The sequence below is a fragment of the Serratia sp. PAMC26656 genome (genome assembly GCF_016469055.2).
In the GTDB taxonomy this organism is placed as follows: domain Bacteria; phylum Pseudomonadota; class Gammaproteobacteria; order Enterobacterales; family Enterobacteriaceae; genus Serratia; species Serratia plymuthica.
The window spans coordinates 361,187-372,970 of the sequence record NZ_CP150486.1 but is presented as its reverse complement, the minus strand read 5'-3'; the positions used below and the strand labels follow the sequence as shown (position 1 = coordinate 372,970).

Here is an 11,784-nt window from a genome sequence, read left to right as displayed (position 1 = left end):
CACTTCCCGCAACCTCGACCTATAATAATCCTACCCGCGAATAGTGGACACGCGATTAAGTGAGTAAACTCTCAGTAAGAGGTGACTCATGACAAAATCAGCATTAACCAGCAAAAAACCACGTAAGCAGCACTCACCTGAACTTCGCAATGAAACCCTGAAGCTTGCTGAGCGTATTGGTGTGGCTGCCGCAGCCTGTGAACTTAGTCTCTATGAATCTCAGCTTTATGCCTGGCGCAGCAAACAACATCAAAAAATGACCTCGTCGGAACGTGGAAGTGAACTGGCTGCTGAAAATGCACGCCTCAAGCGGCAACTAGCGGAGCAGGCTGAGGAACTCGCCATTCTCCAAAAGTCCGCGACATACTTCGCGAAGCGCCTGAAATGAAGTATGTCTTTATCGCAAAACATCGGGCTGAGTTCAGCGTCAAAGCCATGTGTCGCGTGCTTCGGGTTGCCCGCAGCGGCTGGTATGCCTGGCGTCTGCGTCGCCATCAGCCAGGCTCACGTCAGCAGTTCCGTCTCATCTGCGATGAGGCCGTCGTCAAGGCCTTCACTAAGGCAAAACAACACTATGGTGCGCCTCGTCTTGCTGACGAACTGCCGGGATACAACATCAAAACCATTGCCGCCAGCCTGCGCCGTCAGGGACTGCGGGCAAAAGCCAGCCGGAAGTTCAGCCCGGTCAGCTACCGTGAACACGGCCTGCCGGTGTCTGAGAATCTACTGAAGCAGAACTTCAGCGCCAGCGGCCCGAATCAGAAGTGGGCAGGCGACATCACATGAGGAACATGGTGTGTTGCTTGAATTTATCAAACCGGGAAAGCCGACGCAGAATGCATTTATCGAACGCTTTAACCGGACGTACCGGACAGAAATACTGGATTTTTATTTGTTCAGAACCCTGAATGAAGCCCGGGAAGTCACGGAGCGCTGGTTGATGGAATATAACAGCGAGCGGCCTCATGAATCCCTGAATAATCTGACACCGGAAGAGTACCGGCAGATGACAGAAAAACCGAAAACCTCAAAAAGTGCGTGGAACTAAAACAGGTGTGCTTACAGTACCTTACCTTTTATTGAGTGATTTATACTATCCAATAATTCCATAAGCCTGTCGCTATTATGCTGCAAGTCATCTGGGATGCCCTATCGTTGTGAAAAATCAGTCAATACAACCCTGCTCGGTGATAGCGATGCCGCGGAATAAACACAGCCGCCAACGCTTTGAACGCTACCCCACTGATGCCCCTAGGGCGTGTCCCGTAACCTCCCTACCTACCAAAAAGTACTGTATGAGCCCTTCCCAAAATGTAATGTTTGGTTGAATGCTGAGTATTTTTGGGTGTTTTGTATCGCTTAAAAACGTTTTTTCACAGTTGTGCCAATGCTGAGCGGTACAAAAAACGGTGACGGGACACAGCCTAAGTTTCATTATGCTGGCGTTGGGATCGGTTACGTTTTTTAGTCAATCACATTCCCCTTTTCATGACCTCACTTACTGGAGAGAATCAGATGAGCAGAACAGCTCAAATTTCACTCGGCAAAGCCGCATTTTGTGCCTTGGTGCTGGGATTCATCAACCCCATCGCCGTGCAGGCGGCGGAGAGATGGACCCCGGACGTTAATGCTACATGGCAATGGCAACTACGCGGCGAAAAAATTAATACCGACTATGATGTTACTGCTTATGATATTGATTTGTTTAATTTTTCAGCTGACACGATGGATAGTCTGAAAAATCAGGAGAAAAAACGGATTTGTTATTTTTCGGCTGGCTCTTCCGAAGACTGGCGTTCAGATTACAAGCTGTTTAGGAACGACGAAAAAGGTAAACCTTTAAGCAAAGGAGATAATGGTAATGGCGGCCAATGGGAAGGTGAACGCTGGCTGGATATTCGTTCTGAAAATGTAAAAAATATCATGACGGCCCGGCTGGATCTGGCTGTAAAAAAAGGCTGCGATGCAGTCGAACCAGATAACGTCGATGGCTACGTGAATGATACCGGCTTTGAACTGACCGCCAGTGATCAGAAAGATTACAATATTTTCCTGGCTAAAGAGGCACATAAACGCAATCTGGCTATCGCGCTAAAAAATGATGTTGATCAGTTGGCTGAGTTGGAGCCGTGGTTTGATATGGCGGTCAATGAAGAGTGTCACGAGCAAAGTGAATGCGCAGGCTACAGCGTATTTACCCGTAAAAATAAACCGGTGTTTAACGCGGAATACAACGAGGAGTACATCACAGATCCCAGCGCCCGTGAGGCCCTCTGTAAGGCAGCGAATAAAAACCAGCTACACACCCTGGTGCTACCACTGGAATTGGATGACAGCTTTCGTTATAGCTGTGGCTAATGCCACTGACAAACAGCACTGAATGTGGTGGTCGAATAATCAGGACACTAAACTTACATCCAAAATGGAAGTGGTTTGTCCGCAACGCCTCTGGCTCCTGGGAGTACACCGGCGTTGTTCGTGGTTTCTCTGACACCTATGACTTCAACAAGAGCACACATCGTGACTGGGTGGCAGAGGGCTTGACTACCGTTGGCCGTTTCCTGCAAGAATCGTTTAACGGCACACCATATATGATCAACATTAACGGTGAACTTCACGTTCACTTCACAGGCCAATAGTATATCAACGGAGGGGTCAGTCCAAAGTGGCTAAGGTCTATGTCTGCACTCCCCGGTCCGAATGGCCTTTTTGAGGCACATACCAGAGCGTTCCTCCTTTGTCTTCAGGGGGAAATGCATGTTCTCGTCGCATGCGACTTTCACCTTAAAGGGTGCGTAAGAAGTGGACAAGCGCTTTGTTGACTTCTCTGGGGGCCTCCTGTTGCAACCAGTGTCCTGCTCCTGGAATTACCTCAGCGGAACGCAATTGAGGCACCAGCTCGGGCATCGCCTTAATGATTTGGTCCATACCAGGGATAGCAAGACCCGTATCTCGCTCACCTATGAGGAAGAGTGCTGGTACCTCGACTCGCTTTCCTACGAAAGCGCCCTGTAGCACCCAATTCCGATCCAAATTCCGGTAGTAGTTGAGACCCCCTCGAAAGCCGCTCTTCCGAAAGCTCCCCACGAAAATGTCCAGATCGGCTTGTTTAAGCCAAGATGGGAGTACCTCAGGATCTGGAAGCGAGTCGAGTAGCCCCTGTCCTCGATCTACCATTCCAAATGGATTAGGGGTGTTTGGATCAGATCGAGGCCCAGCATCTCCGGATGCTGCAAAGTAGATTTTCCTAAGGGTTGAAGCGGTGTCCCTATCAAACTCTTGTTCGGCTACGTTTGGCTGACTGAAATAATGAGTGTAGAAGCTTGCCGTCGCGGTTTGCGGGAATATCTGACTCGGTGCAACCGGCGCACGTCCCATCATTGGTACACCAAGCGCAACCACTGCGCGGAATCGATCGGGCCGCACCTGCGCGGCTTGCCAGGCGATCGTTGCGCCCCAATCCCCTCCCACGATCACCGCTTCACTCACCCCTTCGGCATCGACAAGGGCAACGAGGTCACTCACGATATCTAAAGTAGTGAAATCAGCTACGTTGGCTGGACTATCGCTGTTGCCGTAACCTCGTAAATCGGGCGCTACCGCTCGAAAACCTGCTTCGGCAAGTGCAGACAATTGATGCCGCCAGGCATAGGCTGTCTCAGGAAAACCATGGCAAAGGATCACCAAGGGGCCTTCGCCCGCCTCGGTGATTTGAATCTGGAGCCCATTGGCCTCCACATAGCGCTGGTTATAATCGCTCATCAATAATCCTCACTCAAATTTTTGGATGAAAGTCTGTTATCGTAACTATTACTGTTACACAAAAATTTGAGTTTATTATGGCATACGACACCCGCCTTGCCCGTTTACTTCATGTGTTAATCCACATGTATTTGCGTGGAGGGACCACAACGTCCGAAAACCTCGCCAAGATGTTACACACCAATGCGGTAGTTGTACGTCGGATTATGGCCGCTCTGCATGACGCTTGTCTTGTCACTTCAAAAGGGGGGCGTAATGGGGGATGGTCACTCACGCGAGATTTGAGCGCCACGACCGCAAAGGATGTGTATGACGCGATCCCTCACGGCGCGGTCTTTACCATTGCTCCGGCCGATGACAATCCTCAATGCCCGGTGGAAAGCCTTGTGAATAGATTTATCGTCCAGGCTATGCACGATTCAGAGCAAGTCCTGTTGGCTCGATTAGAAGGGCATACACTATCCGAGCTTGCGCAGATGATTTCTTTACTCCCTGGGGACTTATCGCATAAATAGAAAAAAACCTGTGAATTGTACTCAATAGTGCAACGTGAAATAGGGAATGATCTGGCGTTGCTGCCCGCCACCGGCAATTCAGGTAGATTCACTGCGGAAGGTTTACGACCAGTGATAGTCTATCTTGATGACGGACGGGCGCGCGTGGGGTCACCAGGGGAAGCTGCCCCTCGGGAAGTTTCGGATTATCGACAATGGTCGCAAGCTTGAAGATAAAGCGCGCTGGACGCGAGACAATATCGTTGACGTCTAGCGCGGACGAACGTTCAGGTCGGACTAAAGCTCTATAGCACGGTATGTATTTAACGGTTCCAAATAATAGATGACCATGCGCCCTCTCCCTGCCTATCTTCTTAGAGATTATTTTGCACTACAGCGTTGACCTGTTTGAAGCTCTGGTGTCGCCACCGTCAGCATTAACGGATTCATTAAGGAAGAGATTCTAAATTAACGTCTCTTCCTTCCTTATTCAATTAGCCTCAGAAACCAAGCAATGCTTTCGCTATATGACCCGCAATACTGGGATTCTCTTTGAGCCTGCGCGTGCTGTAGCCATACCAATCCTCGCCAAAGGGCACATAGATGCGCACGTTGAATCCCATTTCAAGTAATCTGTCACGCAGCGGCTCGCATACGCCTAGCAACATCTGGAATTCAAACTTGATGTAGTCAACTTTATTGCGATGGATCAATGCGATAATCTCTTCGATCAGATTGGCATCGTGTGTAGCAATGCCAACAAAACTGCCGGCATTGAAACAGCTCATAACATGGTTTAGATAGTGTTCGTTAATAGCGCTGCGATCGTCCCATGCATTGGCCACAAGATGCGACGGCTTCTCTACATAGATACCTTTACAGATACGCAAGGTACTGTGCTCTCTAACAAGTAACTCAATGTCCTGATAGGTCCTCTGCAAGTAGGCTTGCAGTGCCAAGCCCACGTTATCGAATCGTGTTTGCAAGCGCATGAATAACTCGATTTCGTGCTGTGTACACTGTACATCTTCCATATCAATGCAAATAGAATTCTGATGAAGTTGCGCGCATTCAAGAATACGTACAGCGAGTTGCTCGCACTGCTGGACATCAAGCAGTAGCCCCAATGCAGAAGGTTTAATCGATATATTGGCCCGCAATTCGTGAGTTTGGATGGCGTCGAGCAACTTGATGTAGCCATCAGCAGTAGCTTCTGCCTGTTCAAGAGTTGAAACGGTTTCACCTAATACGTCGAGCGTTACGGAAAAGCCTTTAGCATTAAGCTGTTTTACGAGGACAAGTGCTTCTGACAGAGTGTCCCCTGCGATATAACGGCGAGAGATTTTCTGGATCAGTGCACGAGGAATGAAAGGTATTGCACGTGCCACCAAGGTGTTAAAAAGTTGCATACAGGTATCCAAAATTAAGAACGGGCAGATCTCCCCATCCAAGCATCAGCATTGGATATTCGAGGGCTAAGCAATCTGTTGGCACAAATTTGAGCCAAAAAGAGCAGCTTTACTACCGTATAGAAGAAAACATAACGGTAACTTTCGCCGCAGACGTTCAGTTAATTAGTGGAGGCCAGGCTGCAAGGTGCATCGACTCTTCTCTTGGTCATTGATGAAAATTTTTAGGCGAAAAATCGCCTATTCGCATGATGTTGCGCACCCAAGACTACTGAGTAGAATAAATCTTTTAAATAATACAAAGATTTAAAAGGTATAGCCAGAAAAGAACGTAAGCCCATGATGCGCTATTGAGCATACAACATTCAATAATGTTGTATACGTTAGTATGGCACCCTCTTTTGATCACGATACCAGTGTTAGTCCATTAACTTTTGCCAGTAGCAACTTCCGCTCTTGGCACACAACGAACCTCAGGGTTAGGAAAGGTCCGTTGTGAGCGAGAAGCGGACATTCTGAATACATAGTTTATCTCCTGAAAGTTCAGGAAATCGCCCGCCCCCTTCAGAGTGACATTATCAATATGGATAGATAATAACGGCAGGCGTTAAGCCCACCGTAACTCACCGGAAAAAGTCATCCACCGAATCGCTCCACTCATGGCCGGACACAGACCATACCTTGTTTATCGGAGGAGGAAATCCGCTTCTGCAGTAACCATTTTTCCCCACGAAATCGAACGCTCCATGCGGATATCCGTTAATAAGGAGCACGCACTTCTGACTGTCTTCTGACCAACCGATTTTAACGTCAGAAGGAATGTGGCCGTCTGAAATATCCTCGACATTGTAGATATACACTGCATCCTGAATCGGGTTTCCTTCAACGGACTCATCGAGCGCGTAGAAATACCCGGTCTGGCCGTCGTCTTCAAATACGGCGGCCAGCATACCCTCAGGAGCCAGGCTTTTTATCACCTGCGCTTCTCCAGCAATGAGCTGAGCCTGTATCGTCACTAAAACCGTCATACCGATTACTCTCCTTTCCCTGGTTGTTTGGTTAGGCTGCTTTCAAACTGACAAGCAATTTACCATAACATCCCTGCGATGAACTAAGCCCGTGACCTGCACCCACTTTGTTGACACACAATTGCTTTAGAAAGGTCTGCTTCTGGCACACAGCGGACTTTACTTACATAGTGATGCGTCAGGCTGCTAGTCACAAAAGAGGTTACAGGGCCTAACTATTACACCATAACTACAAATAAACACCGTTATTCCAGCTTTTCAGGCAGATTCAAGATTTTTATGAAGCGCTTGTACTCGGCAAACCTGCGAAGCACTGTTGTAAGTATCCCGCTTATGAGGCAGATCGATAACTGTGACAACTAACCCTCGAATCATAGGGTGAAAGCGGGGAACTGTGACGATACGCACTCTCCAGATAAAGATACGCGCAGGTTCTGGAGGTTCAAGGAATGTTTGAGGGCTATTTGTCACGCTTTATACAACCCAGAGCCATTTTAGAGGGCAGTTTGTCACGGTTCTGGCAGGATATGAGGGTTCATTGTCACGGGTGAACAGCCTTGTTGAGGGTTATTTGTCACATTTCTACGAAAGAGAAGACGATATGTGTAGTCGCTCTACCTGATTTTTTTCAATATAATCAATGATCATTGACGTTCTTGCATTGATTTCCTCTACAATAGGGTTCAAGAATCTGCGGCGAAAATCAGGCATACGAGTATAGCTTTGCGGCAGTTGGTAGCGTTCAATCATCCAGTCAATGCCCAGGATAGCGGTGCCGGTACCATCAGCTCGTCGATATTGGCACAACGATTCATAGAGGCGCATGGCGTAAGGGCTTGTGATCTCTTTTGTTTCGCCAAGACGAAATTGAGTAAAACGATTTTGAAGTCCAATGAAAAAAGGGATGAGCTATGGGTTCAAATGGACGCTATAGAGGCCTCTGGCTGGGCTTTGAGAGCCTTTAATGAACCAAGGGTAAGAGTCGTTGGCCTTCTCATCACCTAAGTCATCCTCGGGGCGGTAGAAAACAACCTCTTTGCCCACAAAGTTTTTCAGGGCGTTACGAATATCTTTGCTCGCCTCTGCAGACGTTAGACCGTAGATTTTTGCGTAATCCGATACCGATATTTCACATATGCCGTTGTGTTGCTCGATGTTATTGAAGGTATCGTGTTTACGGATCTGGTCGACAAACAAATAGAGCATCCGCTTCGGATACGTGCCCGTAAAAGCTGTTTCCGACATCCTGAAATTTGCCCCTCAAATCGTCGCACAGGTGTCAGCACACGCACCATAGCCTCTGCAACATGACTATCGTAATCACGCAGCGTCAGTAAACCACCGGACAACTATTTTACCCTGTACATCGCCGTTTCTGCTATCGAGCGACGGTTATAGTGATCCTGAACTTCTGCTTTGCCACGGGACTAGCCTACGTTGTCAAAGGATGCGTGATCTGATCCTTCAACTCAGCAAAATTTCGATTTATTCAACAAAGCTATTCATAATAGCTGTCAATACTCTTATGAATAATTCATTTGGGATATTTTTATCTGCGTTGCATTAATTTTTAGCCATGGTTAATTATGATAATGATGAGATACAAAGAGAAACCCCTCCGTTTTCCCCTGCTTTGAATCCTGTGATAGGATGTCACGGATGATGTTAATCACACTGACCTTACATAATGGGCCTTATGAACGCATTTGATTCGCAAACCGAAGATTCTTCACCAGCTATCGGCCGTAATTTGCGTAGTCGTCCGCTAGCACGCAAAAAACTTTCCGAAATGGTGGAGGAAGAGCTGGAGCAGATGATCCGCCGCAGCGAATTTGGCGAAGGTGAACAGCTGCCCTCTGAACGCGAACTCATGGCGTTTTTTAACGTCGGGCGTCCTTCTGTGCGTGAAGCTCTGGCAGCGTTAAAACGTAAAGGTCTGGTACAAATTAATAACGGCGAACGCGCTCGCGTCTCGCGTCCTTCTGCGGACACCATCATCGGCGAACTTTCCGGCATGGCGAAAGACTTCCTTACTCATCCTGGCGGGATAGCCCATTTCGAACAGTTACGCCTGTTCTTTGAGTCCAGCTTAGTGCGCTATGCGGCTGAACACGCCACCGATGAACAAATCGATTTGCTGGCAAAAGCATTAGAAATTAACCGTCAGTCGCTGGATAACAGCGCTGCGTTCATTCGTTCTGACGTTGATTTCCACCGCATGCTGGCGGAGATCCCCGGCAACCCGATCTTTATGGCGATCCATGTCGCCCTGCTCGACTGGCTTATCGCCGCGCGTCCGACGGTAGCCGATCAGGCGCTTCATGAACATAACAACGTTAGCTATCAGCAGCATATTGCGATCGTTGACGCGATCCGCCGCCACGCTCCAGATGAAGCCGATCGCGCGTTGCAATCCCATCTCAACGGCGTTTCTGCCACTTGGCACGCCTTCGGTCAGACCACCAACAAAAAGAAATAATGCAACTTTAGTGAAGCAGATCGCATTATAAGCTTTCTGTGTGGAGTGTTGATTAATTGATCTGGTATAACAGGTATAAAGGTATATCAACTTATCAGGCAAGCATCACTTCAGAGGTATTTATGGCAACGAATTTATGTGGCGTAATGGCCGCACTCCTAACTCCTTTTGACCAACAACAAGCACTGGATAAAGCGAGTCTGCGCCGTCTGGTTCAGTTCAATATTCAGCAGGGTATCGATGGTTTATATGTAGGTGGTTCGACCGGTGAAGCCTTTGTGCAGAGCCTTTCCGAGCGTGAACAGGTGCTGGAAATCGTCGCCGAAGAGGCGAAAGGCAAGATTAAACTCATCGCCCACGTAGGGTGCGTCAGCACCGCCGAAAGCCAACAGCTTGCGGCATCTGCCAAACGTTATGGCTTCGATGCCGTCTCCGCCGTCACGCCGTTTTACTATCCTTTCAGCTTTGAAGAGCACTGCGATCACTACCGGACAATTATTGATTCGGCGGATGGTTTGCCGATGGTGGTGTACAACATTCCGGCCCTGAGCGGTGTAAAACTAACCTTGGATCAGATCAACACGCTGGTTACGCTACCAGGCGTAGGTGCACTGAAACAGACCTCTGGCGATCTCTATCAGATGGAACAGATTCGCCGCGAACATCCAGATCTGGTGCTCTATAACGGTTATGACGAAATCTTCGCCTCCGGTCTGCTGTCGGGCGCTGATGGCGGTATCGGTAGTACCTACAACATCATGGGCTGGCGTTATCAGGGTATCGTGAAGGCGCTGAAAGAAGGTGATATTCAGACCGCGCAGAAGCTGCAAACCGAATGTAATAAAGTTATCGATTTACTGATTAAAACGGGAGTGTTCCGCGGCCTGAAAACCGTTCTGCACTATATGGATGTGGTGTCTGTGCCGCTGTGCCGTAAACCGTTTGGTCTGGTGGATGAAAAATATCTGCCAGAGCTGAAGGCGTTGGCCCAGCAGTTAATACAAGAGCGCGGGTGAGTTTTTCCCCTCGCTCGCCCCTACCGGGTGAGGGGAAATAAAAGCATCTGTACCCTACAATTTTCGTACCAAAGCGTGTGGCATCGCCACCGTGGGAGACTGATAATGAGTACTACAACCCAGAATATCCCGTGGTATCGCCAACTCAACCGCGCACAATGGCGGGCATTTTCCGCCGCTTGGTTGGGATATCTACTTGATGGTTTTGATTTCGTTTTAATCGCCTTGGTACTCACCGAAGTACAAGGTGAATTCGGACTAACAACGGTGCAGGCGGCAAGCCTGATCTCCGCAGCTTTCATCTCTCGCTGGTTCGGCGGCTTGATGCTTGGTGCTATGGGCGACCGTTACGGGCGTCGTCTGGCAATGGTCACCAGCATCGTGCTTTTCTCTGCTGGTACGCTGGCCTGCGGCTTCGCGTCAGGCTACATCACTATGTTTATCGCTCGTCTGGTGATTGGCATAGGGATGGCGGGTGAATATGGCTCCAGTGCCACTTATGTGATTGAAAGTTGGCCAAAACACCTGCGTAACAAAGCCAGTGGATTTCTGATTTCCGGCTTCTCTGTGGGGGCCGTCGTTGCCGCTCAGGTCTACAGCCTGGTGGTTCCGGTTTGGGGCTGGCGTGCGCTGTTCTTTATCGGCATATTACCCATCATCTTTGCTCTCTGGCTGCGAAAAAATATCCCGGAAGCGGAAGACTGGAAAGAGAAACACGAGGGGAAAGCGCCGGTACGCACAATGGTGGATATTCTCTACCGTGGTGAATATCGTATCGCCAATATCGTGATGACGCTGGCGGCGGCCACTGCACTGTGGTTCTGCTTTGCTGGTAACCTGCAAAATGCCGCAATCGTCGCTGTTCTCGGGCTGGTATGTGCCGCAATTTTTATCAGCTTTATGGTACAGAGCACGGGCAAACGCTGGCCAACAGGCGTGATGTTGATGGTGGTTGTGTTATTTGCCTTCCTCTACTCATGGCCGATTCAGGCACTGCTGCCGACTTATCTGAAAACCGATCTGGCATATGACCCGCATACTGTCGCCAATGTGCTTTTCTTTAGCGGTTTTGGTGCGGCGGTTGGCTGCTGCGTAGGTGGCTTCCTCGGTGACTGGCTGGGAACGCGCAAAGCCTACGTTTGTAGCCTGTTAGCTTCACAATTGCTGATTATTCCGGTATTTGCAGTTGGCGGCGCAAACGTCTGGGTACTCGGGCTGTTACTTTTCTTCCAGCAAATGCTTGGACAAGGGATCGCTGGGATCTTACCGAAACTGATCGGCGGCTATTTCGATACTGATCAACGTGCGGCGGGGCTGGGCTTTACCTACAACGTTGGTGCATTGGGTGGCGCACTGGCACCGATCATTGGCGCGCTGATTGCTCAACGTCTGGATCTGGGTACTGCGCTGGCATCGCTCTCGTTCAGTCTAACGTTTGTAGTGATCCTGCTGATTGGTCTGGATATGCCTTCCCGCGTTCAGCGTTGGCTGCGCCCAGAAGCGTTGCGTACTCATGACGCTATCGACGGCAAACCATTCAGCGGTGCCGTACCGTTTGGCAGTACCAAAAACGATTTAGTCAAAACCAAAAATTAA

The 11,784-nt window shown here is 49.0% G+C and carries 9 protein-coding genes and 3 pseudogenes; 8 read left to right on the top strand and 4 right to left on the bottom strand.

What is annotated here, in order from left to right; translation table 11 throughout:
- Nucleotides 1-88: 88 nt before the first annotated feature.
- From JEM67_RS02305 to JEM67_RS02290, 4 genes and pseudogenes are all read left to right on the top strand, one after another.
- A pseudogene (locus tag JEM67_RS02305) lies at nt 89-783 on the top strand (transposase); the annotation flags it as partial.
- Between the two features lies 1 nt (nt 784).
- Nucleotides 785-1,048, top strand: a pseudogene (locus JEM67_RS02300) (integrase core domain-containing protein); the annotation flags it as partial.
- Between the two features lie 467 nt (nt 1,049-1,515).
- Nucleotides 1,516-2,358, top strand: coding sequence for an endo alpha-1,4 polygalactosaminidase (locus tag JEM67_RS02295; protein WP_199635580.1), 843 nt, complete (start codon nt 1,516-1,518; stop codon nt 2,356-2,358).
- Complete coding sequence (locus JEM67_RS02290) at nt 2,358-2,639, top strand: lipid II-degrading bacteriocin (RefSeq protein ID WP_199635579.1); 282 nt, start codon at nt 2,358-2,360, stop codon at nt 2,637-2,639. Before JEM67_RS02295 ends, JEM67_RS02290 begins: the two co-directional genes overlap by 1 nt.
- 145 nt (nt 2,640-2,784) lie before the next feature.
- Here the strand turns inward: JEM67_RS02290 and JEM67_RS02285 are convergent, their stop codons facing one another.
- Complete coding sequence (locus tag JEM67_RS02285; protein ID WP_426406345.1) at nt 2,785-3,762, bottom strand: alpha/beta fold hydrolase; 978 nt, start codon at nt 3,760-3,762, stop codon at nt 2,785-2,787.
- A 77-nt stretch (nt 3,763-3,839) separates the two neighbouring features.
- Here JEM67_RS02285 and JEM67_RS02280 point away from each other — a divergent pair, with 77 nt between their 5' ends.
- The gene (locus tag JEM67_RS02280) at nt 3,840-4,277 is read left to right on the top strand and encodes an RrF2 family transcriptional regulator (protein WP_426406344.1); all 438 of its coding nucleotides are present in this window, start codon (nt 3,840-3,842) and stop codon (nt 4,275-4,277) included.
- Nucleotides 4,278-4,756: 479 nt separating this feature from the next.
- On the opposite strand, the gene JEM67_RS02275 is transcribed toward JEM67_RS02280, so the two are convergent.
- From JEM67_RS02275 to repE, 3 genes and pseudogenes are all read right to left on the bottom strand, one after another.
- Nucleotides 4,757-5,665: a proline dehydrogenase family protein gene (locus JEM67_RS02275; protein WP_199638456.1), complete on the bottom strand. Its 909-nt coding sequence runs from the start codon at nt 5,663-5,665 to the stop codon at nt 4,757-4,759.
- Nucleotides 5,666-6,288: 623 nt separating this feature from the next.
- Nucleotides 6,289-6,693, bottom strand: coding sequence for a DUF2251 domain-containing protein (locus tag JEM67_RS02270; RefSeq protein ID WP_199638458.1), 405 nt, complete (start codon nt 6,691-6,693; stop codon nt 6,289-6,291).
- Nucleotides 6,694-7,267: 574 nt separating this feature from the next.
- Nucleotides 7,268-7,905, bottom strand: a pseudogene (gene repE, locus JEM67_RS02265) (replication initiation protein RepE); the annotation flags it as partial.
- Nucleotides 7,906-8,380: 475 nt separating this feature from the next.
- Here repE and nanR point away from each other — a divergent pair.
- The 3 genes from nanR to nanT all read left to right on the top strand — a co-directional run bounded on the left by nanR (nt 8,381) and on the right by nanT (nt 11,784).
- Nucleotides 8,381-9,172, top strand: a complete 792-nt coding sequence (gene nanR, locus JEM67_RS02260; RefSeq protein ID WP_199638460.1) for a transcriptional regulator NanR — start codon at nt 8,381-8,383, stop codon at nt 9,170-9,172.
- 122 nt (nt 9,173-9,294) lie between these two features.
- Nucleotides 9,295-10,188 (top strand): N-acetylneuraminate lyase, encoded by an 894-nt coding sequence (gene nanA / locus JEM67_RS02255; protein ID WP_199638462.1) that lies wholly within the window; start codon nt 9,295-9,297, stop codon nt 10,186-10,188.
- A gap of 105 nt (nt 10,189-10,293) precedes the next feature.
- Nucleotides 10,294-11,784 (top strand): sialic acid transporter NanT, encoded by a 1,491-nt coding sequence (gene nanT / locus JEM67_RS02250; RefSeq protein WP_199638464.1) that lies wholly within the window; start codon nt 10,294-10,296, stop codon nt 11,782-11,784.